This window comes from Phenylobacterium sp. NIBR 498073 (assembly GCF_027286305.1).
Taxonomy (GTDB): domain Bacteria; phylum Pseudomonadota; class Alphaproteobacteria; order Caulobacterales; family Caulobacteraceae; genus Phenylobacterium.
Map to the genome: position 1 here is coordinate 1846701 of NZ_CP114599.1, position 23384 is coordinate 1870084.

Below are 23384 nucleotides of genomic sequence, written 5' to 3' on the forward strand. Positions count from 1 at the left end.
GCTGGCAGTCTCATGATCCCGGTCCGCGGCTTCGAGGGCAGGACGGTCGCCGTGTTCGGCCTGGCCCGCACAGGGCTGACGGCCGCGCGCGCCCTCGCCCTGGGCGGAGCCAAGGTCGTGGTCTGGGACGAGAAGCCGGAAAGCCGCGCGGCGGCGCAGGCCGAGGGCCTGGTACTGCTGGACCTCTCCACCGCCGACTGGTCGCAGTTCGCCGCCCTGATGCTGTCGCCGGGCGTGCCGCTGACCCATCCCAAGCCGCACTGGACGGTCGAGAAGGCCAAGGCCGCGGGCGTCGAGATCCTGGGCGACATCGAGCTGTTCGCCCGCACCGTGAACGCCGCGCCCGAGCACAAGCGTCCGAAGATCGTCGCCATCACCGGCACCAACGGCAAGTCGACCACCACGGCGCTGATCGGCCACATCTGCGCGTCCGCCGGGCGCGACGTGCGGGTGGGCGGCAATATCGGCCAGGGCGTGCTCGGCCTGGAGGACATGCACGGCGGGGCGGTCTACGTGCTTGAGCTGAGTTCCTACCAGCTGGACCTGACCTCAAGCCTGAAGCCCGACGTGGCGCTGCTGCTCAACGTCTCGCCCGACCACCTGGACCGCCACGGCGGAATGGAAGGGTATGTGGCGGCCAAGCGCCGCATCCTGCTGAACCAGGGCAAGGGCGACACCGCCGTGATCGGCGTCGACGATCCCTGGGGCCAGCGGATCTGCACCGAGATCACTGCCGCCAACCGCCGGACCATCGTCCCGATCTCGGCTTCCAAGGCGATCGGCCGCGGGGTCTACGTCCTGCAGGGCCTGCTCTACGATGCGACGGGCGAGCGGGCGGTGGAGGTCGCCGACCTGCTGCGGGCGCGCTCGCTGCCCGGCCGTCACAACTGGCAGAACGCCGCAGCCGCCTACGCCGCGGTGCGCGGCCTGGGCCTGACCTCGCAGGAGGCGGCCGACGGCCTGATGAGCTTCCCGGGGCTGGCGCACCGGATGGAGACGGTGGGCGCGGTCGGCAAGGTCCGGTTCGTCAACGACAGCAAGGCGACCAACGCCGATGCGGCGCGCCAGGCGATGTCGAGCTATCCGAAGTTCTACTGGATCGCCGGCGGCGTGCCAAAGGCCGGCGGCATCGACAGTCTCGGCGACCTCTTCCCGCGAATCGAGAAAGCCTACCTGATCGGCGAGGCGCAGGACGCGTTCGCCGCGACGCTCGACGGCAAGGCCGAGTTCGCCAAGTGCGGGACGCTCCCGGCGGCCGTGGCGGCGGCCTATGCGGACGCCTCGGGCTCGGGCCAGGACGCGGTCGTGCTGCTGTCGCCGGCCTGCGCTTCGTTCGACCAGTTCGCCGATTTCGAAGCCCGCGGCGAGGCGTTCCGCGAAGCGGTGCTGGGGCTGAGCCGGCCGGCCGCGAAAGGCGCGCGCGCCTAGACCCTGTCCCACTTGGCTTGAATCAAGCCAAGTGGGATGAACAGGGTCGATTCTTCGATTTTAGAGCCCTTCCCACTCACGATGATCCATCGTGATTGGGAAGGGCTCTAGGCCCGCGCCGTCACCAGCCAGCAGCCGGCGACCATCGGCACCACGCCGTCGACCGCCTCGGCCTCCAGCGCCGTCGTCACCGCGTCACGCACCTTGCCGCGCGTCGTCTCGTCAGCGTCTCGCAGGGCCGCGGCGAGCGGGCCCATGCGCAGGCTGAGCGTGACCAGGTCGGCCAGTGCGATCGGGGTCGGCGCGTCGAGCCGGGTGATGTCGATGTCGTTCCAGCCGCTGCGGCTCAGGATCCCGCGCACGCGCTCGGGATCGGCGAAGGCGAAGCGGCCGGGCGCCAGCGGATCGGTCGGCGGAGAAGGCGGCAGGTATGGGGCGGCGGCGCGCCCGGGGATGATCGCCATCGGGTTGTCGGCCGGGCTGCGCCAGCAGGCGAAAACCAGCTCGGCGCCGGGTTTCAGGCCGCTGCGGATGTTGGCGAAGGCAGCGTCGAAGTCGCTGAAGAACATGACGCCGAACCGCGACATGGCCGCGTCGAAGCGCGCGCCGTCGAAGTCGTAGGTCTGGGCGTCGGCTTGGACGAACCGCGCGCCGGGCGCGGCCTGGCCGGAGGCGATCTCGATCAGCGGCGCGGAGATGTCGACGCCGAGGCTCAGCCCCTCGGCGCCGAGCCGGCGGGCCATGGCCAGGGTGGTCGCGCCGGCGCCGCAACCGATGTCCAGAACCTGCTTGCCGACGCCGGGAAAGGCGCGGTCGACCAGGGCTTCCTCGATCGGGCGATTGAGGTCGTCCATCATGTCCTGCAGATCGACCCAGGCTTGGCCGCCGGTCTTGTTCCAATAGGCGGCCTGATCGGTCGGGGCGGAGGGGACATCGGTCATCGGGGCGTCCTTCTTCGGCTGGAGTGCGATGTCGCCCCGCCCGGCGAAAGATTTCAAGTCGCAGGGCGCCCAAGGCCAGGCTTGGTTAAGGTATTTTAAGCATGCCGCGGGCATCTGAAGGATACGGGCCGCCGCGCCCGCGGAGACGCCCATGAGTCACATCCATCGCCCCCAGCAGGCCCACGCCTTTGCGCGGAGCGACCGCTCGTCGGTCGGGATCTGGTGGTGGACGACGGACCGCTGGATGTTGGGGGCGGTGGCCGCCCTGATCGCCATCGGGGTGATGATGTCCTTCGCCGCCAGCCCGGCGGCGGCGGCGCGGATGAACGTCGGCGATCCCTTCCACTTCGCGGTGCGCCAGTGCGTGTTTGCGGTCACCGGCGCGGCGATCCTGATCGGGGTGTCGATGCTCGACGCCAAGGGGATCCGGCGGGCGGCGTTCTTCATATATCTGGTCGCCATCGCGATCATGCTCATCCTCCCGTTCCTGGGGCACACGGCCAAGGGCGCGACCCGCTGGGTGCAGCTGGGCGGCTTCACCCTGCAGCCGTCGGAGTTCATGAAGCCGGCGTTGATCGTGCTGGTCTCGTGGATGTTCTCGGAAGGCCAGAAGGGGCAGGGGGTGCCGGGCGTCTCGATCGCCTTCGGCCTCTATTTCCTGTCGGTCGGGCTGCTGCTGATCCAGCCGGACGTCGGCCAGACGGTGCTGATCACCATCGCCTTCGGGGCGGCGTTCTGGATGGCCGGGGTGCCGCTGTCGTGGGTGATGCTGCTCGGCGGCGTGGCGGTGACGGGCCTTAGCTCGACCTATTTCCTGTTCCCGCACGTGGCCAGCCGCGTGGACCGCTTCCTCAGTCCTGACCGCGCCGACACCCACCAGGTGGACCGCGCCGCCGAGGCTATCGCCGCCGGCGGCTTCTTCGGCCGTGGTCCGGGCGAGGGCGTCATGAAGCGCCACGTGCCCGACCTTCACACCGACTTCATCTACTCGGTCGGCGCCGAGGAGTACGGGCTGATCTTCTCGCTGCTGCTGATCGCGCTTTTGGGCTTCATCGTCACGCGCGGCCTCTATCGCGCCATGAAGCTGACCGATCCCTTCGAGCAGGTCGCTGCGGCGGGGCTGTTCGTCCTGGTCGGGCAGCAGGCCTTCATCAATGTGGCGGTGAACCTGAACATGATCCCGACCAAGGGCATGACTCTTCCGTTTATTTCGTACGGCGGCTCGTCGATGTGGGCGATCTGCCTGACGTTCGGCATGGCGCTTGCGCTGACTCGCCGTCGACCGGGCGCCTATTCCCAAGGCGAAGGCCTCGCCAAGGCCGGCGCGTTCGCCTAAAGGCTCGTGATGCGCAAGATCGCTGTCGTCGCCGCCGGTGGAACCGGCGGGCATCTGTTTCCCGCACAGGCTCTGGCCGAGGCGCTGATCGCCCGTGGATGGCGCATCGTGCTGGCCTCCGACGAGCGCGCCGCCGCGTTCGCCGAGAGCTTTCCGGCCGAGGAGCGCATCGGGCTGTCGGCCCGCACCTTCCAGCGCGGCGACGTGATCGGCATGGCCCAGGCGGGCCTGGCGATCGTGCGCGGCGTGATGCAAGCGCGCGCGGCCTTCACCCGGATCGACCCGGCCGTGGTCGTCGGCTTCGGCGGCTATCCGTCGGTGCCCGGCCTGCTGGCCGGCATCACCCAGGGCCGGCCGACCCTGCTGCACGAACAGAACGCGGTGATGGGCCGCGCCAACCGCCGGCTGGCCGGGCATGTCCGCGCGGTCGCCTGCGCGTTCCCGGTGCTGCAGAAAGCGCCGGGCCGCGTGGCCGAGAACGCCGTCGTCGTCGGCAATCCGATCCGGCCCGACATCCGCGCCCTGGCCGACCATCCCTATACGCCGCCGACCGCCGACGGCCCGATCCGCATCCTCATCACCGGCGGCAGCCAGGGGGCGCGGCTGCTCTCCGAGCTGATGCCCGAGGCGATCAAGAAGCTGCCCGAGGACCTGCGTCACCGGCTGGACGTCCAGCAGCAGACCCGCAAGGAGTCGATGGACAACGCCCGGCGGATCTATGCCGACGCGATGGTCCGGGCCGAGATCGCCCCGTTCTTCCGCGATATGGCCACCCGCCTGCGTGACGCCCACCTGGTCATCGGCCGCTCCGGCGCCGGCTCGGTCTGCGAGTTCGCGGTGGCCGGCAAGCCGGCGATCCTGGTGCCGCTGGCCATCGCCCTCGACGACGACCAGGGCCAGAACGCCCGGGTCATGGCCGAGGCTGGCGGCGCGGAAGTGGCCCGCGAGAGCCAACTGACCGTCGATACGATGGCGAGCGCCCTGCAGAAGCTGCTGACCAACCCCGACCGCCTGGCGCGCATGGCCGCTGGCGCCCGTTCCATCGCCAAGCCTGACGCGGCCGAACGCCTGGCCGACCTGGTCGAGAGAACCGCCGTCCAAAAATGAACAAGCGCCCCGTCCCCTTCGCCCTCGGCCCCGTGCACTTCATCGGCATCGGCGGTATCGGCATGAGCGGCATCGCCGAGATCATGCTGCGCATCGGCTACACGGTGCAGGGCTCCGACGCCAAGGCCAGCGCCAACACCGAGCGGTTGGAGAAGCTGGGCGCGAAAGTGTTCATCGGCCAGGGCGCAGCCAATGTCGAAGGCGCGTCGGCGATCGTCTATTCGACCGCGATCAAGGCCGACAATCCGGAGATGGTCGCTGCCCGCGAGAAGCGCCTGCCGCTGGTCCACCGCGGCGAGATGCTGGCCGAACTGACCCGGCTTCAGTACTCGGTCTCGGTCGGCGGCACCCACGGCAAGACCACGACCACCTCGATGGTCGCCGCCCTGCTGGACGCCGGCGGGCTGGACCCGACGGTGATCAACGGCGGGATCATCAACGCCTACGGCACCAACGCCAAGGTGGGCGAGGGCGACTGGATGGTGGTCGAGGCTGACGAGAGCGACGGCACCTTCCTGAAGCTCAAGTCGACCTGCGTGATCGTCACCAACATCGACCCTGAGCACCTGGACCACTACGGCGACTTCGAAGCCGTGAAGAAGGCCTTCCAGGATTTCGTGGAGAACGTGCCGTTCTACGGCTTTGCGGCCGTCTGCACCGACCATCCGGAAGTCCAAGCCATGGCCGCGCGGGTGCAGAACCGCCGGGTCATCGCCTATGGAACCAACCCCCAGGCCGAGGTCCGCGCCGAGAAGATCAGCATGGGGCCGGACGGCTCGCGGTTCGACGCGGTGTTCGCCCCGCAGGACGGGCCGACGACGCGGCTGGAGAACCTGCACCTGCCGATGGCCGGGCAGCACAACGTGCTGAACGCCACCGGCGCGATCGCGGTGGCGCGGGAACTGGGCGTGTCTGACGACGACATCCGCAAGGGCCTGGCCGGGTTCGGCGGCGTGAAGCGCCGCTTCACGACCACCGGCGTGGCGAACGGCGTGCGGATCATCGACGACTACGGCCACCACCCGGTCGAGATCGCCTCGGTGCTGAAGGCCGCGCGCGCGGTGACCGAGGGGCGCGTCGTCGCCGTGGTCCAGCCGCATCGCTATACCCGCCTGCACGACCTGTTCGACGAGTTCTGCGGCTGCTTCAACGACGCCGATACGGTGATCGTGGCCGACGTCTATACCGCAGGCGAGAGCCCGATCGCCGGCGCCGATCGGGACGGCCTGGTCCAGGGGCTGCGCCGGTTCGGCCACCGCCGGGCGTTGGCGCTCGAAAGCCCGGCCGACCTCGCACGGATCGTGCACGAGGAGGCCAGGACTGGCGACCTGGTGGTCTGCCTTGGCGCGGGCGACATCACGGCCTGGGCGCACGCGTTGCCCGGGCAACTTGAGGCGCTGAACCGATGAGCTGGCGAGACAACCTGCCCCAGGTGCGCGGCCGCCTGCTGCGCGACGAGCCGCTGGGCCCGTTCACCTGGTTCCGCGTCGGCGGCGCGGCAGAGGTGCTGTTCCTGCCGGCCGATGAGGCCGACCTGAGCGACTTCCTGGCGGCGCTGCCGGCCGAGGTTCCGGTCACGGTGCTGGGCGTCGGCTCCAATGTCATCGTCCGCGACGGCGGCGTCGAAGGCGTGGTGATCCGCCTGGCCGGCAAGGCCTTCGCCGAGATCTCGATCGACGAGGAGGAGGGCTGGGTCATCGCCGACGCGGGGGCGCTGGACGCCATGGTCGCCAAGGCGGCGGCCAAGGCCGGCCTGGCGGGGCTGGAGTTCTACGCCGGCATTCCCGGCACCATCGGCGGCGCCCTGACTATGAACGCCGGCTGCTACGGCAGCGAGACCAAGGACGTGCTGGTTTCGGCCTGGGGCTTCGACCGCAGCGGCGAGATCGTCAGCTATTCGCTTGAGGATTTCGGCTACACTTATCGCCACAGCACCGTCCCGCCGGGCGAGGTGATCTGGATGCAGGCGGTGTTCCAGGGGCGTCCCGACGAGCCGGCCGCCGTCGAGGCGCGCATGGCCGAGATCACCGCGCGCCGCGAGACCACCCAGCCGATCCGCGAGAAGACCGGCGGCTCGACCTTCAAGAACCCCCAGGGCCATTCGTCCTGGAAGCTGGTCGACGAGGCCGGCTGGCGCGGCAAGCTGTTCGGCGGGGCGATGTTCTCGCCGTTGCACGCCAACTTCATGATCAACACCGGCGAAGCCACCGCGGCTGATCTCGAGGGGCTGGGCGAAGCCGTGCGGGCCGACGTCAAGGCCAAGACGGGAATCGAGCTGGACTGGGAGATCAAGCGGATCGGCCGGACCTGACCGCTTGCTGATCCTGGTCAAACACGGCGCGCCGCGCCTGGAGCCAGGGACGCCGCCCTCGCAATGGACCCTCGCCCCTGAGGGGCGCGACCAAGCTGAGCGCATCGCCGGCAAACTGGCGGATTTCTCGCCCTCGGCCGTGGTGTCCAGCCTTGAGCCCAAGGCCATCGAGACCGCCGCCGTGATCGCCGGCGCCTTCGGCCTCGTCGCCGAGCTTGACGCCGGGCTGGGCGAGCAGCGCAACGACGAAGGTCCGTTTACGGACGCCGTCCGCTTCCAGGCCGCCGTCGGACAGATGTTCGCCCGGCCGCGTGATGTCGTGATGGGGGAGGAGAGCGCCGATGAGGCCCATGCGCGCTTCGCCGGCGCGCTAGAACGACAGCTCGCCGCGCATCCGTCGCAGACATTGGTGGCGGTGACGCATGGACGGGTGATGACCCTATGGGCCAGCCGGCGCCTTGGCCTTGATCCGATGCCGTTCTGGCGCACGCTGACGCTGGGCGCGGCGCTGGTGGTCGCCACGGACGCCGAGTGGCGGGTGATCGACCCCTAGGCCGAGGGGGCGGTGGCCAGAATGTTGCGGCGGCGGCCGGCCCGCACGGCGGCGCCGGCGACGCCGAAGCCGACAATCATCATCGCCCAGTTCGCCGGTTCGGGCACCGCGGCGGATACCAGGCGCAGTTGAGCGCGCAGCTCGTCCGAGCTGTCGTCCTTTTCGCTGGTCCAGAACTCATCGACCGGATTGCCGTCATGGACGAGGCCCGAAATGTCGAGCGCGTAGTACTTGCCGTCGATCTTCACCAACTCGGCCGTCTTCAGCGACGTGGCCCGGACTTCGCAGGCGCCGGCGGAGTCGCGTCCGCGCTCTCTGCAGCCCGAGGTTCCCTGGTCGACAGCATAGACAAAGTTACGCAGGCCCTGATCGACGCCGTCGACGATGCCAGTGGCGGCGGCGTTGGCGATCGCCTCGTTGCTGATCCTGGTCTGGTGACCGGGAAGGGTTTCGATGTCGAGCCGCTGTGCGCCGTCAGCCGTCCCCGCCGTGTCCCAAGGCGCGCGCGCTTGCCCCGCGTCGTCTGAACGGGCGGCATCCGCGCTGTTAGGGGCAGACCAGACATCGGCGAAATCGGTGAATAGGATCGTAGCCGCAACAGCGGGAGCGACGGCCGCGCCAAGCGATAGGATCGCTGTGGCGGCGACCCCCATGGAGCGCGCCTTCATCTGGAACCTCTCAATGACCCGAACTGGTCACGCCGAACCCGACGACCTTAGTTAACAGCTAGCGGCGTTACGTCGCATTTACAAGCGGGAATAGAGATTGTCGGGGATTCACCCCAGTATAAGCTTGGCCATTTCGACGGGCGAAATTCTAGGAAGCCATAGTATTCGTCGATCGGTTCACTTGTGAGGATAGTTAACGCGCTCCGGGGTTGAGCTTCTTCAACCGATGCGTGAGGCGCGAGGTCGCGCGGCAGGGGGCGGACAGGACCGCGAGGGAGGGGCGCCTTGACAGGCTTCCCGACGAAAGGCACCCGCCGCGGATGCGCATTGCTTTGCTAGCGGCTGTCGCCGCCACCCTGGTCTCCGCCAACGCGGTCCACGCCGCCGATCTGGCACTCACCGCCGTAGCGCTCCGCGATAAGGCCCTGACCGACCGCACCGCCTGGGACGTGACGGAATCGCTGACCACCGAGGTCGGCGCCCGCCCGCAGGGCTCGCCCGCCATGGATAGGGCGCGCGATTGGGGCGTGGCCAAGCTGAAGGCTCTCGGGTTCGAAAACGTCCATGTCGAAACCTTCGAGACCGAGTCCTGGCTGCGCGGCGCTGAGTCCGCCGAGGTGGTCGCGCCGTTCCCTCAGAAGCTGCAGATCCTGGGGCTCGGCCGATCGGCGGCCACGCCCCCTGGTGGTCTGGAGGCCGAGATCGCGCTGTTCCGCAGCTATGACGAAATGCTGGCCCAGCCGCCTGGCGCGCTGAAAGACAAGATCGCGGTGGTGACCGAGCCGATGCGCCGCACGCAGGACATCCGCGGCTATGCCGGCGCCGTGCGCGCTCGCTCGGGCGGCGTCGAGGCGGCCCGGCGTGGGGCTGTGGCGTATCTGGTGCGCTCGATCTCGACCGACGACAGCCGGTTGCCGCACGGCGGCGGCGCGGCGATCTCTGGGATTCCGATGGCGGCGCTGTCGCCGCCCGACGCCGAACTGCTGGAGCGCATGGTCGCACGTGGCAACCCGGTGCGGATCAAGTTGGCCATGGCCTCGACCTATCGCGCCAAGGCTCCCGCCTACAACGTGGTCGGCGAGATTCGCGGCCGTGAGAAGCCGGAAGAGGTTATCGTCATCGGCGGACACCTGGATTCCTGGGACGCTGGCACCGGCGCGGTGGACGACGCGGCGGGCATCGGGATCACCACGGCGGCGGCCAAGCTGATCGCCGACCTGCCGCAGCGTCCGCGTCGAACGGTGCGCGTGGTGATGTGGGGCGCCGAGGAGCAGGGCGGCTCAGGCGCGGCCTATGCCGAGGCCAACAAAGCCGAGGTCCCCAACATGATCGTCGCGGGCGAGAGCGACCTCGGCGCGGGGGAGATATTCAACGCCAAGCTGCCGGCCGGCAGCCTCGAGCACCCGGCCATGGAGGCCTTCGCCGCCGCGGTGAACCCGTTGCGGGTGATCATTTCGCGCGACCCGGCCCGCGACGGCGGCGCCGACGTGGCGGGGCTGAAGCGCCTCGGGGCGCCGGTCGTGGAGCTGCAGCAGGACGCCGGCCGCTACTTCGACCTGCACCACTCCGCGGACGACACGCTGGACAAGGTCGACGCCAGGGAGCTCGCTCAGAACGTGGCCGTCTGGGCCGCCTTCGTCTACACCGTGGCGGACAGCGATATCGACTTCCGCAAGACTGCGAGCGTGAGCCAGTGAGCCTTCCTCTATCCGGACACCATGTCGCCCTGTTGCTGGGCGGCCTTTCTTCCGAACGCGAGGTGAGCCTGTCGTCGGGCAAGGAGTGCGGCGCCGCGCTCGAACGCCTGGGCGCCAAGGTCACCTACGTCGACGCTGGTCGCGACCTCGCCCAGGTGCTGACTGCCCTGAAGCCGGACGTGGTCTTCAACGCCCTGCACGGGGAGTGGGGCGAGGACGGCTGCGTCCAGGGCATCCTGGAGACCCTGCAGGTCCCCTACACCCATTCGGGCGTGCTGGCCTCGGCCCTGGCGATGGACAAGGCCAAGGCCAAGGCGGTGATGGCCGCGGCGGGAGTCACGGTGCCTGGGGGCGGGCTGTTCAACCGCCATGTCGCGGCGGCCGATCACGTGATGGCGCCGCCCTATGTGATCAAGCCGAACGCCGAGGGATCTTCGGTGGGCGTGTTCATCGTCCGCGAGGGCGCGAATCGCCCCCCGCAGGAGCTGGTCTCGCCGCAATGGACCTTCGGCGAGGAGGTGATGATCGAACCCTATATCCGCGGCCGGGAACTGGCCGTCGCGGTCATGGACGGCAAGGCGTTGAGCGTCACCGACATCATCCCGCAGACCGAATTTTACGATTACGAAGCAAAGTACGCGGAGGGCGGTTCCGTGCACGTCGTGCCGGCCGATATTCCGAAGCATGCCTTTGAAAAGGCGTTGGAATTGTCCGAGCTGGCGCATGCCGCGCTTGGTTGCCGGGGGGTTACCCGGTCCGATCTTCGTTATGACGACATTAACGACATTCTGGTCCTTCTGGAGGTCAACACCCAGCCCGGCATGACGCCGACCTCGCTCGCGCCCGAGCAGGCGGCTCACAAGGGGGTGGATTTCGACCGTCTAGTGCTTTGGATCACGGAGGATGCGTATGCCCGCGGCCATGCGGGGGGAGTCGCGAGCTGAAGCGAAGCCCCGGGCCAAAGCGCCCGCTAGCACCAAGTCCGCCCCCCGCGCCAGAAAGCCGGGGGCGACGTACGCGCCCGGCAAGCTGGGCGCAGCCCGCGGCGTCGGGCTCTCGCCCTGGCATGCGCTGATCGCGGCCGCCGGCGTGGTCACGATCGCGCTGACCGTGACCATGACCACGGGCCATCGCGGGGAGAAGCTGGGCGCCTCGATGGGTTCGGCGATCGCCGGCCAGTTCGCCGGCCTCGGCTTCAAGCTGAAGGCGATCCACGTCGAGGGCGCATCCGAAATGGCGACCGCCGACATCCTGCGCGCGGCCGCCGTCTACCAGGACGAGCCGGTCGTCGGCATGGACCTCGAAGCGATCCGCCAGCGGGTCGAAGCGGTGGGCTGGGTCAAGGAAGCGCGCGTCGTGCGCCTGCTGCCCGACACCCTGGTCCTGGCCGTGGTCGAGCGCCGCCAGATGGCGGTCTGGCAGAACGGCGGGCGCAGCCACGTCATCGACGAGACCGGCCGGGTCATTCCGGAGGCCGATCCCGGCCGCTTTGCGACCCTGCCGCTGATCGTCGGCGCCGGCGCCAACGAGGCGGCCGCGGCGATTCTGCCGGAAGTCGCGGCGCGGCCGCGGCTGGCCGAGCGGACCGAGGCGCTGGTCCGCGTCGACGGCCGCCGCTGGGACCTGAGAATGAAAGACGGATCGCTGGTGCAATTGCCGGCGGTCGACGAGGGCGCGGCCCTGATCCAGCTGGAACAGCTCGATCAGCGCTCGCGCATTCTGGAACTGGGCTTCGAGCGGATCGACCTGCGCGATCCGACCGTGGTGGCCGTGCGCCCGCGCGACGGCGTGCTGCCGGGCCAACTGGTCGCCAACGGCGCGTGAGACTGAAGGAAGGACGTACGGACTTGTCGACCCGGGTTGAGGAACGCAAGGAAAGCCGCGAGGGCCTGAAGGCCGCGCTCAGCCGCCAGCCTGTGGTGGCGGCCGTGGACCTTGGCGCGTCCAAGGTCACCTGCTTCATCATGAAGCCGGACGGCGTGCGTCGCGGCGACCGCACCCTGACGGCGGCAGGCGTCGGCTACGTGCAGTCACGCGGCGTGCGCGGCGGGGCGATCATCAATCTCGACGAGGCCTCCGACGCCATCGCCCAAGCCGTGGAGCGGGCCGAGAACGTCGCGGGCGTGCAGGTCCAGGGCGTCACCGTCGCCACCGCCGGCGGCCAGCTGGCCAGCCACCGCATCGCCGGCCGCGTCTCGATCGGCGCGCGCCCGATCTCGGACGGCGACCTCGTCCGCGCCATTCAGCAGGCGCTGGGACAGATCAAAATTCCGGGCCGGCGCGCCGCTCACATCCTGCCGGTCGCCTGGAGCGTCGACGGCCAGGCGGCGATCCGCGACCCGCGCGCCATGTTCGGCCGCTCGCTGGGCGTGGAACTACTGGTCGTCACCGTCAGCGAGGCCGTCTACCAGACGCTGGGCGCCTGCGTGGAGCGCGCCCACCTGCAATTCGAAGGCGTGGTCGCTGCGCCGTTCGCCTCGGCGCTCGCGGCGCTGGAAGAAGACGAGATGGACCTGGGTGCGGTCTGCATCGACATGGGCGGGGGCTCGACCTCGGCCGCGGTGTTCTCCGGCGGCAGCCTGATCCACGTTGAAACCCTGCCGGTCGGCGGCAGCCACGTCACCGCCGACATCGCCCGCGGCCTGTCGACCTCGGTCGCGGGCGCCGAGCGCATCAAGACCCTGCACGGCTCGGCGATCGCCTCGGCCAACGAGGACCGCGAGATGATCGAAGCCCCGCCGCGGGGCGACGATCCGGGCGCCGGTCCGGTCATCGCGCCGCGTTCCCTGCTCAAGGGCATCATCGCCCCGCGGGTGGAAGAGACCCTCGAACTGCTCCGCGATCGCCTGAAGGCGTCGGGCGCTCCGGTCGAGGCCGGAGCCGGCCTGGTGCTGACCGGCGGCGCCAGCCAGCTGGCCGGCGTGCGCGAAGTCGCCGTGCGGGTGTTTGACCGGCCGGTGCGCCTGGGCCGCCCGCGCCGGGTGCCGCACCTGGCCGACGCCGCTTCCGGGCCGGCGTTCTGCGCCGCCGCCGGAGTGCTGCAGCGCGCCGCCTTCGGCCCCCGCGAGGCGGTTTCGTCCAAGGCTCTGGCCAGCGCCAAGCTGCGCCGCGAACCGCTTGATCCCCGCGCCAATCCGGTGGCCAAGGCGGCCGCCTGGCTGCGGGAAAATCTCTAGGCGGATCGATTCAAGCTTCGCCATGAGGGTGAATCGTGCTGCGGCCATGCTCGCTCAGGCTGCAAAGCCGAGTTCGTAGAATGGTTTAGCGCACGGCGTTCGATAAACGCCCGAAGCTGAGCGCCGGGCTGCGGCGTAGTTAACGCTCAAGCCTTACACAGCAAGAAATATTGTTGTGGATGCGCCTTCACGCGCCTCCGACTCGCCTTATGCAGTTAACCGCCAATTAACGATGGTGGGCGCTTCCTTAACGCCAGCCGTCGCGGGAACCGGGCGGGCGGGTCGCCTTCAGTTCCCTTGACCACGGTACGGAGGACACAGGGTCCCAATGGCTATCGCACTTTCCGCGCCGCGCGCGACCGAACTGAAGCCGCGGATCGTTGTGTTCGGCGTCGGGGGCGCCGGGGGCAACGCGGTCAACAACATGATCGAAGCCCATCTCGAGGGCGTCGAATTCGTCGTCGCCAACACCGATGCGCAGCAGCTGGCATTCGCCAAGACCGACCGCCGCATCCAGCTTGGCGTGCAGGTCACGCAGGGCCTCGGCGCCGGGGCGCACCCGGAAGTCGGGATGAGCGCGGCAGAGGAGTCGATCCCGGAGATCGGCGAGCACCTCGACGGCGCCCACATGATTTTCATCACCGCCGGCATGGGCGGCGGCACCGGCACCGGCGCGGCCCCGATCATCGCCAAGTGCGCCCGTGAGCGCGGCATCCTGACCGTCGGCGTGGTGACCAAGCCCTTCCACTTCGAAGGCCGCCACCGCATGCGCCTGGCCGACGCCGGCATCGGCGAGCTGCAGCGCTATGTCGACACCCTGATCGTCATCCCTAACCAGAACCTGTTCCGGGTCGCCAACGAGCGGACCACCTTCGCCGAAGCCTTCGGCATGGCCGACCAGGTCCTGCACTCGGGCGTGCGCTCGATCACCGACCTGATGGTGCTGCCGGGCCTGATCAACCTCGACTTCGCCGACGTCCGCACGGTCATGACCGAGATGGGCAAGGCGATGATGGGCACTGGCGAGGCGACCGGCGAAGACCGCGCCCTGATGGCCGCCCAGAACGCTATCGCCAACCCGCTGCTCGACGAAGTCTCGCTGAAGGGCGCCAAGGCGGTGCTGGTCAATGTGACCGGCGGCCTGGACATGACCCTGCTGGAAGTCGACGAGGCGGCCAACGCCATCTCCGAGCAGGTCGACGCCGAGGCCAACATCATCTTCGGGGCGGCCTTCGATCCGACCCTGGAGGGCATGATCCGCGTGTCGGTGGTCGCCACCGGCATGGATGGCGCTTCGATGGCGGCCATCGAGCCGAAGATCGAGCGCAAGCCGCTGACCGCGCCGCCGCTGCGGGCCGAGACCGTGCGTCCGGCCCCGGTGACCGAGCCGGTGATGCGTGCGACCCCGACCTATGAGCGCCCGTCGCCGCCGAGCTTCGCCGACCGACCCGCGCCGCGCTATCCGGAACCGGCCGCCTATGTGCCGCCGGCCCCGACCGTGACGCCGGTCGCCGCGGCGCCCGCGCCGATCCCGGCGCCGGAGCCGGTCAAGGCGGTGTTCGAGGAAGAGCAGGGCGACCTCTACAGCGCCCCGGTCCCGGCCGCCGCGCCGGCCCCGGTGGTCGCCGCCGCGCCCGAGCCGCAGATCACCCGCCCGATGACCAAGATCGTCGATCCGGCGGTCGAGGAATTTGAGGAAGAGCCGCTGTTCACGGAACCGGCCTATGAGGAGCGTCGTCCGCAACGCGGCGGCTTCCTCAGCCTGTTCGGCAGCCGTCCGCGCTACGAGCAACCGGCGCCGCAGCCGACGCGTCAGCAGGCGCCGGTGAGCCGCGGCGGCGCGCTGCCGGCCGAGCAGCCGGCCCAGGAAGCGCAGTTCGACAACCAGGAAGACCTGGAGATCCCGTCCTTCCTGCGCCGCCTGGCCAACTAGGCCGGTCCACCAGATCGATGAAACGGCCGGGCGCCCGCCCGGCCGTTTTTCGTTTCAGGCCCTCGCGACCTCCCAGGTGGAGCCGATAAACGGCAGGCCGAGCTTGGCGGCCACGCGCTGCGAGGCGAGGTTTGTCGCCGCGGTGCTGTAGAACAAGGTCAGCTCCCGCAGCTCGGGCAGGGCGCTCCAGCCGGCGACAGCCTGCCCGGCCAGACCGCGGCCGCGGAAGGCGGGGAGGGTGACGAGACCCAGCTCGGCGCCGCGTGAGCCCCGCCGGGCGGTGAAGGCAAGCGCCGCGACGTCGCCATCCTCGACCACTAGGCAATAGGGCGGCCAAAGGTCGGCGACCTGCCGGAAGTTCAGGTCCAGCAGGTGTCTCGGCATGCCCTCGCGCTCGAAGCGGGCCTCGAGGTTCTCGGCCTCAGCCGACCCGGAGGCGATCATCCGCGCGGCTCCGGGCGCCTGCGTCCCATGCGGCAGAAGGTAGCTGAGGCCGCCGGAAGGTGTCCCCGCGCGAGGGAGTAGCGCCAGGCAGCGATCAAGGCTAGCGGGAGAGAGAGCCTCGCTCCCAGGCGTTTCGTGGCGCGCCAGCCGGCTCAGCTGGTCGAGGAGCGGGGGCGCCACTGTTTCGTCGACCCAGATGCGTCCGCCGGCCATGTACAGCAGCGGGCCGGGCGCATTGTCGGGCGGCGCCTCGCTGGCGATGCGGCCGTCTTTGAGGGTGAAGCGGGTCTCGGCCTCGAGTTCTAGGAGGCGCCTGGCGGCGTGCGCAGGCATGACCGCGCGCTGCGGCGCAGTCGGTTGAGGGTCAGTCATGTTGGTCTCGTCACAGGGCGCTTGCGCCCGGAAGGCCGTCTCGGCCGGAAGCGTGACGGGAGGGCTAGCGACAGCCCACCAGGTGCGTCACGGGCGATGGATGTGCGCTGGAATGGGTCATCGCGGGCCTCCATCGTTCGCCGACGTCTTGCGTGAAGCCTAGAAGCTCTCCAAATCGGCTGTCAACGAAGGCCGCGCACGGACATCGGGATGGGCGGCTTGCGCCTTGAATCCTAAGGCTTTCTTAACCGTCCCAAATCGAAACATTGCGAAACAGGAAGTGTTTTGCTGCGGCGCGGCATAGCCCCTAACTGACAGGTGGGGCGTTATGCGGCCATCTGGCCGTGTGCCCGAACGAGGAAGGCGGCGAGTTTTGCGCGCACAAGAGTTTCAGCACACCCTGCAGGGTCCGGCGATCTTCGCCGGCGTCGGCGTCCACACCGGCGCCTACACGCGTGTCGCCGTTCGTCCCGCGCCGACCAATTCGGGCGTCGTCTTCGTCCGCACCGACGTCACCGACCGTGACAACCGCGTCCCGGCCACCGGCGAAGCGGTGACCAAGACCCAGCTGGGCACCGTGATCGAGAACGCCGCGGGCGTGTCGGTGTCGACCATTGAGCACCTGATGGCCGCCCTGGTCATGCTGGGCGTCGACAATGCCGTGGTCGAACTCGACGGCCCGGAAATGCCCATCATGGACGGCTCGTCGCTGCCGTTCGTACAGATCCTAGACCGCGCCGGCCGCCGTCAGCAGGACGCGCTGCGCGCCTACATCGAAATCCTCGAGCCGATCGAGTTCGTCGACGGCGACAAGCGCGCCAGCCTGACCCCGTCGGACCATTTCGAGGTCGCCTTCGAGATTCGCTTCCCGTCCGCCGCCATCGGCCGCCAGGCCGTGGACCTGGCCATGGACGAGCAGGCGTTCCGCGATGAGCTGGCCGACTGCCGGACCTTCGGCTTCCTGCACGAGGTCGAGTACCTGCGCTCGATCGGCCTGGCCCGCGGCGGCTCGATGGAGAACGCCGTTGTCATCGAGGGCGACCGCATCCTCAATCCGGAAGGCCTCCGCCGTCCGGACGAGTTCGTGCGCCACAAGGCTCTGGACGCCATCGGCGACCTCTATGTGCTGGGCGCGCCGATCCTCGGCCGCTTCGAAGGCGTGCTGGCCGGTCACAGCCTCAACAACCAGCTGGTCCGCGCGCTGCTGGCCGCGCCGCAATCGTGGCGTTACCGCACCCTGGCCCCGGAACTGGCCCAGGCGGTCTAGGCGATTTTCGCATTATCGCTTGCCAATGGCAGGCGCTGTGACATCGTTGTTCCCCATTTGTTCCGAATGAGGGCTTGTATGGGTTACGGCCGAGCTGCATTTGGTGAGGTGCGCAATCCTCAGCCCGCATCGCTACCTGACGATTCCTTTGAAACTGCGGGGATTGCGGGGTGGATGGCCCGGCGCGCGATGCAGGTGCATCCCGAGATCGAGCCGAACTTGCGCGGTACCGTTCGGACGATTGTCGGCCCGTCCTTCTCCGATGCGGAGCTTCGCACCATCCAGGATCGGGCGCTGAACGAAGCCGAAATGAAGGACCTTGAAGTTCTTCAGGGCATCCGGGCCGGAGCGCCCGTTTATCTAACGCCAGCCCAGAAGGCACGCATCGATCGACTGATGGGGCTGTCAGGCGAGGATGGCCTGGGGCGGCGAGCTCGATCGGCGTACGATAGGGCGCAGCGAAATGGTCAGATCATTGTCAAGTGATGCTGCGCTCGTTCCGCGATCGCTAGCCGTCACGCCGCTTGCTGTCAGCTTCCTGGCTTTGCAGAGGCAGCTCTGGAGCTGGGACACCGGGACGTCTCGTGGGTTCGCCCATGGGCTCTACGAGGTTGCTGATTGGGGTGGGATGGGGTTCCCCCATCCCATGATCTACCCGCTGGCCGCGCTCCAAATCCCCACGGCGATGATCTTCTTGACGGTCCTCGTTGTCGACGTGGCGCTGATCTGGGCTGCGACGCGGCTCCTTCCACGACGACTGAGCGTGACGGCGACCGCCGCCTTGTGGGGGCTGTGGCTTGCTCTTTCCGTCGCGGCCGTTTTCCTCGCGCCAGTCCTGCTGGGATGGATCTGGACTTGATCAAGTCGAACGGAGAAACCGGATAGCTGCGTCATTGCGCTCCGCCGCATTTGCGCCCTGCATTCCATGCTGTAGAAGCGGGGACTCGCGGCGCGGGGGCGCGCGTCGATCCTTTTGAGGTGAAGGTGTCCTTGCTTCGCAATTCCCGGACTCGCACGGCTCTTATCGTCGGCTGCGCCGCTCTCGCGCTGGCCTCTTGCGCGGGCAAGAAGGAGAAGCCTCGGCTGGCCTATGAAGAGCGGCCCGTGGAGCTGCTCTACGCCACCGGCGCGGACCGGCTGGACCGCGGCCTGTGGAATCAGGCCGTCCAGTACTTCGGCGAAGTCGAGCGTCAGCACCCTTATTCGGAGTGGTCGCGCCGCGCGATCCTGATGACCGCCTACGCCCACTATCAGGGCAACGACTACGCCGAGGCGATCGGCGACGCTGACCGCTTCATCTCGCTCTATCCGGGCAACCCGGCCGCCGCCTATGCGCACTATCTGAAGGCCATCTGCTATTTCGAGCAGATCGTCGACGTGGGCCGTGACCAGGCGGCCACCGGTCAGGCGCTGGCCAATCTGAGCGAGGTGGTTCAGCGCTACCCGCGCACCGAATATGCGGCCGACGCGCGCCTGAAGATCGACATGGTCAACGACCAGCTCGCCGGCAAGGAAATGACCATCGGCCGCTGGTACCTGCGTCAGGGCGACACCCTGGCGGCGATCGGCCGATTCAAGACGGTCATCGAGCGCTACCAGACCACCAGCCACACGCCCGAGGCGCTCTATCGCCTGGTCGAAGCCTATCTGACCCTGGGCCTGGCAGAAGAGGCCAAGCGCAACGGCGCGGTGCTCGGCTACAACTATCCGGGCGACGTCTGGTATCGCGACGCCTACAAGCTGCTGACCGACAGGGGCCTGCGCCCGGCGGTCGAGCCGGCGCAGTCGAAGAAGCCGAGCCTGGTCTCGCGCCTGCCGTTCGTGAAGGACAAGGACGCGACCATCAAGCCGCCGGCCGCCGACGCCGCGCCCGCGGAGGTTCCAGCCGCCGAGCCGTCGCCGGCCTTGGAAACCCCGCCGACCGCGGCCAACGAGGCGACCGCGCCGGCGGAACCCGCCCAACGCCGCGGGTTGCTTTCGCGCATCCCGGGCCTCGGTGGCGGAAAATAGAACCTAAGGCGAACTTAAGCGTCTTCCGAAGCGGCTGATTCCGGGCGATCTTGCAGCCATGCTGATCGGACTTTGGATCCGCGACGTCGTGCTCATCGAGGCCCTGGACCTGTCCATCGGCCCGGGGCTGACGGCGCTGACTGGTGAAACTGGGGCGGGCAAGTCGATCATCCTCGACAGCCTGGGCCTGGCCGTCGGCGCGCGCGCTGACGCAGGGCTGGTGCGCCAGGGCGCTGCCCAGGCGGCGGTGTCGGCTGTGTTCGCGCCAGCGCCCGACCACCCGGTCTGGGACGTGCTGGAAGACAAGGGCATCTCCTACGATCGCAGCGAGGACCTGGTGCTGCGCCGGACGCTTAGCGCCGACGGCCGCAGCCGCGCCTTCGTCAACGACCAGGCGACCAGCGCCACCGTGCTGCGCGAGCTGGGCGAGATCCTGCTGGAGGTGCACGGCCAACACGAGACCGTCGGCTTGCTCGACGCGCGCAAGCACCGGCCGCTGCTGGACGCCTATGGATCGCTGGGCGCGCTCGGCGCCGGCGTCGCCCGCGCCTGGTCCGACTGGCGCAGCGCGCGGTCGCGCGCCGAGGAGCTGCGGGCGATCGTCGCCCGCTCGGCCGAGGAATCCGAGGAACTGACCCTGCGCTTGGCCGAACTGGATCGGCTGGACCCGCGCGAGGGCGAGGAGCCGGCGCTGGCCGAGGAGCGGGCGATCCTGGGGGCGTCGGAAAAGGCGCTCAGCGACATCACCGAGGCGCGCGCCGCCTTCGAAGGGCTCGGCCCGCGGCTGGCCCAGGCCGTCCGCGCGATCGAGCACGCCCGCACCCGGGCGATCGCCGCTGGCGCAGCCGAGGATTCGGCCGCCGTCGCCCGCCTGACCGCCGCCAGCACTGTCATCGACCGCGTGTTCAGCGAGGCCCAGGAGGCAGAGGCGGCCGTCGATGCGGCGGCCGACGCCTTCGACTTCCGCCCCGACCAGCTGGAAAAGACCGAGGAGCGGCTGTTCGAACTGCGCGGCATGGCCCGCAAGCTACAGGTCAGCGTCGAGGAGCTGCCGCTGCTGCGCGTGCGCTTCGCCGAACGGCTGCAAGCTATGGAGTCTTCTGAGGACGACCTGAAGGCGGCAGAGGCGGCGGTGACCGCGGCTCGCGCCGCCTATCTGGCCGAGGCGGTCAAGCTGACCGAGGCGCGCCGCGCGGCCGGCGAGCGGCTGGCCGTCGCGGTGATGGGCGAGCTCGGCCCACTGAAACTGGACAAGGCCCGCTTCCGCGTCGCAGTCGAACCGCTGGGCGAGGATCGGGCCGGGCCGGGCGGTCTCGACCGCGTGGCCTTTGAGGTCGCGACCAATCCGGGGGCGCCGTTCGGCGACCTCGGCGCCATTGCGTCCGGCGGCGAGCTGGCCCGCTTCGCCCTGGCGCTGAAGGCCTCGCTGGCCGGTCGGGCCGAGGGTCCCCAGCCGCTGATGATCTTCGACGAGGTGGACCAGGGCGTCGGCGGGGCGGTGGCCGACGCCGTCGGCCTGCGGCTGCGGCGGCTGGCCGCCGACGCGCAGGTGCTGGTGGTGACACACAGCCCGCAGGTGGCCGCGCGCGGCGACGCCCACTGGCGCATTTCCAAAAGCGGCGACGCCGATCGCATCCGCACCGTCGTCGAGACCCTGTCCTTTGCCGACCGCGAGGAGGAGATCGCCCGCATGTTGGCCGGCGCCCAGATCACCGACGCGGCCCGCGCCGCGGCCAGGGCCCTGATGGATGCCTGACGCTCCTAAATCTCCCGCCGATCTGACCGAGGCCGAGGCCGTCGAGGAACTGACCGCGCTCGCTGACGAGCTCGCGCGGCACGACATCGCCTATCACCAGCAGGACGCGCCGACGATCTCGGACGCCGAGTACGACGAGCTCAAGCGCCGCAACAGCGCGCTGGAGGCCGCGTTCCCGCACCTGATCCGCGAGAACTCGCCCTCGACCCGGGTCGGGGCGGCGCGCGCCGAGCAGTTCTCGCCGGTCGAGCACGGCGTGCCGATGCTCAGCCTCGACAACGCGTTCTCGAACGAGGACGCGCTGGAGTTCGACGCCCGCATCCGCCGTTTCCTGCGTCTGTCGGGCTCCGAGGAGGTCGGCTACACCGCCGAGCCGAAGATCGACGGCCTGTCGGCCTCGCTGCGCTACGAGAAGGGCGTCTTCGTCCAGGGCGCGACGCGTGGCGACGGGCGGGTCGGCGAGGACGTCACCGAGAACCTGCGCACCATCGCCGACATCCCCAAGCGCCTGGCCGGCGAGGGGTGGCCGGACGTCATCGAGATCCGCGGCGAGGTCTATCTCGGCCACGAGGAATTCGCCGCGCTCAACGCCGCCAACGAGGCCGCGGGCCTGAAGACGTACGCCAACCCGCGCAACTCGGCGGCTGGATCGCTGCGCCAGATCGATCCGAAGATCACCGCCACGCGGCCGCTGAAGTTTTTCGCCTATGCCTGGGGCCTGCACAGCGAGCCGTTCGCCCAGACCCAGTGGGAGGCGCTGGCCAAGTTGAAAGCCTGGGGCTTCCAGACCACGCCGGAAAGCCGCCGCGTGGTCAGCGGCCAGGGCTTGCTTGACGCCTATGGCGCGATGGAGGCCGTGCGGCCCAAGCTTGGCTACGACATCGACGGGGTGGTCTACAAGGTCGACCGCCTGGATTGGCAGCAGCGCCTGGGCTTCATCACCCGCACGCCGCGCTGGGCGATCGCCCGCAAGTTTCCGGCTCAGCAGGCGCGCACCATCCTCGAGGCCATCGACATCCAGGTCGGCCGCACCGGAGCGATCACGCCGGTGGCGCGGCTGCATCCGGTGACGGTCGGCGGCGTGGTGGTGGTCAACGCGACCCTGCACAACGCTGACGAGATCGCCCGCAAGGACGTGCGCATCGGCGACACCGTGATCCTGCAGCGGGCCGGCGACGTGATCCCGCAGATCCTCGGCTATGTGCCCGAGGAACGGCCGGCCGATGCTGTCCCCTACGAGTTCCCCACCGTCTGCCCGTGCGACCTGAAGACGCCGATCGTCAAGGAGACCACGGCCGCCGGGGCCGAGACCGTGGTGCGGCGCTGCTCGGGCGAGTTCGCCTGTCCGTTCCAGCGGATCGAGCACCTGCGCCATTTCGTGTCGCGCCGCGCCTACGACATCGAGGGGCTGGGCGAGAAGCAACTGACCGCCTTCTTCGAGCGCGGCTGGGTCAAGGAGCCGGCCGACATCTTCCGGCTGGCGCGCGACGAAGAGAAGCTGGCCGAACTGCGGGTCACCGAGGGCTATGGCGAGACCTCGATCAACAACCTGGTCGCCGCCATCAACGCCAAGCGGGCGATCCCGCTGGACCGCTTCATCTTCGGGCTCGGCATTCGCCATGTCGGCGAGACCACCTCGCTGGCCCTGGCCCGGCACTTCGAGACCTACGACCACTTCGTCCAGATCGCGCAGGCGGCGGCTGGGCAGGTCGGCGGCGAGAACTATGCCGCCCTGGTGGATCTCGACGGCCTCGGGCCGACGGGCGTGCGGGCGCTGCTCGACTTCGGCGGCGCGCAGCAGGCGCTGCTGCTGCCGGACGAGACCTCGCTCGACAAGCGCCTGCAGCTGGCCGTACCGAAGCTGAATTCCCGCGCCCGCGCCGCGGTGATCGAGCGGTTCGGCGACTGGGAGACGATCGTGCGGGTCGCGCGGGACGCCGCGCAGGAGGAGCCGGGCGAAGAGTTCCGCGAGCTCTCGGGCGTCGACGCGGTCGGGCCGGTGGCGGCCCGGATGATCGCCCAGTTCTTCGCCGAGCCGCACAACCGCGCCAAGGTCGAGGCGCTGCGCGCTCAGCTCGACGAGGTGATCGCCGCTGAGCGGCCGAAAACCGACACCGCCGTCGCCGGCAAGACCATCGTCTTCACCGGGGCGCTGGAGAAGATGACCCGCGACGAAGCCAAGGCGCAGGCCGAAGGGCTGGGGGCCAAGGTTTCCGGCTCGGTGTCGAAGAAGACCGACCTGGTGGTGGCTGGCCCTGGCGCGGGCTCGAAGCTGAAGACGGCGACTGATCTCGGCATTCAGGTGATGACCGAGGACGAGTGGCTGGCTCTGGTCGCCGGTTAGGCGTCGGCCGGACTTGCCCCAGGCGCGCGCAGTCCCCAACC

Annotated in this window: 19 protein-coding genes and 1 pseudogene; 17 read left to right on the forward strand and 3 right to left on the reverse strand. The window is 69.3% G+C overall.

Annotation, left to right across the window (positions count from 1 at the left end; all coding sequences use genetic code 11):
• Positions 1-12 precede the first annotated feature (12 nt).
• Entirely contained in the window at positions 13-1428 is a 1416-nt protein-coding gene (gene murD / locus O4N75_RS09220) for a UDP-N-acetylmuramoyl-L-alanine--D-glutamate ligase (RefSeq protein WP_269629057.1), read from the forward strand.
• A gap of 107 nt (positions 1429-1535) precedes the next feature.
• Here the strand turns inward: murD and O4N75_RS09225 are convergent, their stop codons facing one another.
• Positions 1536-2369 carry a class I SAM-dependent methyltransferase gene (locus tag O4N75_RS09225; RefSeq protein WP_269629058.1) on the reverse strand — a complete coding sequence of 278 codons (834 nt, stop codon included), beginning with the start codon at positions 2367-2369 and terminating at the stop codon, positions 1536-1538.
• A 151-nt stretch (positions 2370-2520) separates the two neighbouring features.
• On the opposite strand from O4N75_RS09225, the gene ftsW reads away from it, so the two are divergent.
• Genes ftsW through O4N75_RS09250 form a run of 5 tightly spaced genes read left to right on the forward strand, consistent with a single transcriptional unit; the run spans position 2521 to position 7676 of the window.
• Positions 2521-3705: a putative lipid II flippase FtsW gene (ftsW, locus tag O4N75_RS09230; protein WP_267233388.1), complete on the forward strand. Its 1185-nt coding sequence runs from the start codon at positions 2521-2523 to the stop codon at positions 3703-3705.
• Between the two features lie 9 nt (positions 3706-3714).
• A complete protein-coding gene (murG, locus tag O4N75_RS09235) occupies positions 3715-4812 on the forward strand; it encodes an undecaprenyldiphospho-muramoylpentapeptide beta-N-acetylglucosaminyltransferase (protein ID WP_269629059.1) in 1098 nt (365 codons plus the stop codon).
• Positions 4809-6221 carry a UDP-N-acetylmuramate--L-alanine ligase gene (gene murC / locus O4N75_RS09240; protein WP_269629060.1) on the forward strand — a complete coding sequence of 471 codons (1413 nt, stop codon included), beginning with the start codon at positions 4809-4811 and terminating at the stop codon, positions 6219-6221. Before murG ends, murC begins: the two co-directional genes overlap by 4 nt.
• Positions 6218-7123, forward strand: a complete 906-nt coding sequence (murB, locus tag O4N75_RS09245) for a UDP-N-acetylmuramate dehydrogenase (RefSeq protein WP_269629061.1) — start codon at positions 6218-6220, stop codon at positions 7121-7123. The genes murC and murB overlap by 4 nt, the downstream gene beginning before the upstream one ends.
• Positions 7124-7127: 4 nt before the next feature.
• Complete coding sequence (locus O4N75_RS09250) at positions 7128-7676, forward strand: histidine phosphatase family protein (RefSeq protein ID WP_269629062.1); 549 nt, start codon at positions 7128-7130, stop codon at positions 7674-7676.
• Here O4N75_RS09250 and O4N75_RS09255 read toward each other — a convergent pair.
• Positions 7673-8344: a PEPxxWA-CTERM sorting domain-containing protein gene (locus O4N75_RS09255; protein WP_269629063.1), complete on the reverse strand. Its 672-nt coding sequence runs from the start codon at positions 8342-8344 to the stop codon at positions 7673-7675. The genes O4N75_RS09250 and O4N75_RS09255 overlap by 4 nt on opposite strands.
• A 332-nt stretch (positions 8345-8676) precedes the next feature.
• Here O4N75_RS09255 and O4N75_RS09260 point away from each other — a divergent pair, with 332 nt between their 5' ends.
• From O4N75_RS09260 to ftsZ, 5 genes are all read left to right on the forward strand, one after another.
• Positions 8677-10041 (forward strand): M20/M25/M40 family metallo-hydrolase, encoded by a 1365-nt coding sequence (locus tag O4N75_RS09260; RefSeq protein WP_348649538.1) that lies wholly within the window; start codon positions 8677-8679, stop codon positions 10039-10041.
• Positions 10038-10985: a D-alanine--D-alanine ligase gene (locus O4N75_RS09265; protein ID WP_269629065.1), complete on the forward strand. Its 948-nt coding sequence runs from the start codon at positions 10038-10040 to the stop codon at positions 10983-10985. The genes O4N75_RS09260 and O4N75_RS09265 overlap by 4 nt, the downstream gene beginning before the upstream one ends.
• Entirely contained in the window at positions 10951-11865 is a 915-nt protein-coding gene (locus O4N75_RS09270; protein ID WP_269629348.1) for a cell division protein FtsQ/DivIB, read from the forward strand. The genes O4N75_RS09265 and O4N75_RS09270 overlap by 35 nt, the downstream gene beginning before the upstream one ends.
• Before the next feature lie 23 nt (positions 11866-11888).
• Positions 11889-13217 (forward strand): cell division protein FtsA, encoded by a 1329-nt coding sequence (ftsA, locus tag O4N75_RS09275; protein WP_269629066.1) that lies wholly within the window; start codon positions 11889-11891, stop codon positions 13215-13217.
• Positions 13218-13545: 328 nt separating this feature from the next.
• Positions 13546-15150, forward strand: coding sequence for a cell division protein FtsZ (gene ftsZ / locus O4N75_RS09280; protein ID WP_269629067.1), 1605 nt, complete (start codon positions 13546-13548; stop codon positions 15148-15150).
• A 54-nt stretch (positions 15151-15204) separates the two neighbouring features.
• On the opposite strand, the gene O4N75_RS09285 is transcribed toward ftsZ, so the two are convergent.
• Complete coding sequence (locus O4N75_RS09285; RefSeq protein WP_269629068.1) at positions 15205-15966, reverse strand: GNAT family N-acetyltransferase; 762 nt, start codon at positions 15964-15966, stop codon at positions 15205-15207.
• Between the two features lie 373 nt (positions 15967-16339).
• Here O4N75_RS09285 and lpxC point away from each other — a divergent pair, with 373 nt between their 5' ends.
• The 6 genes and pseudogenes from lpxC (at position 16340) to ligA (ending at position 23343) form a co-directional block, all read left to right on the forward strand.
• Positions 16340-17233, forward strand: coding sequence for a UDP-3-O-acyl-N-acetylglucosamine deacetylase (gene lpxC, locus O4N75_RS09290; RefSeq protein ID WP_269629069.1), 894 nt, complete (start codon positions 16340-16342; stop codon positions 17231-17233).
• Between the two features lie 78 nt (positions 17234-17311).
• On the forward strand, positions 17312-17719 hold the full coding sequence (locus O4N75_RS09295; RefSeq protein WP_269629070.1) for a hypothetical protein: 408 nt from the start codon (positions 17312-17314) through the stop codon (positions 17717-17719).
• Between the two features lie 160 nt (positions 17720-17879).
• A complete protein-coding gene (locus O4N75_RS09300) occupies positions 17880-18092 on the forward strand; it encodes a hypothetical protein (RefSeq protein WP_269629071.1) in 213 nt (70 codons plus the stop codon).
• A 119-nt stretch (positions 18093-18211) separates the two neighbouring features.
• A pseudogene (locus tag O4N75_RS09305) lies at positions 18212-19087 on the forward strand (outer membrane protein assembly factor BamD); the annotation flags it as partial.
• A gap of 214 nt (positions 19088-19301) precedes the next feature.
• Complete coding sequence (recN, locus tag O4N75_RS09310) at positions 19302-20999, forward strand: DNA repair protein RecN (protein ID WP_269629072.1); 1698 nt, start codon at positions 19302-19304, stop codon at positions 20997-20999.
• Positions 20992-23343, forward strand: coding sequence for an NAD-dependent DNA ligase LigA (gene ligA, locus O4N75_RS09315; protein WP_269629073.1), 2352 nt, complete (start codon positions 20992-20994; stop codon positions 23341-23343). The genes recN and ligA overlap by 8 nt, the downstream gene beginning before the upstream one ends.
• Positions 23344-23384 lie beyond the last annotated feature (41 nt).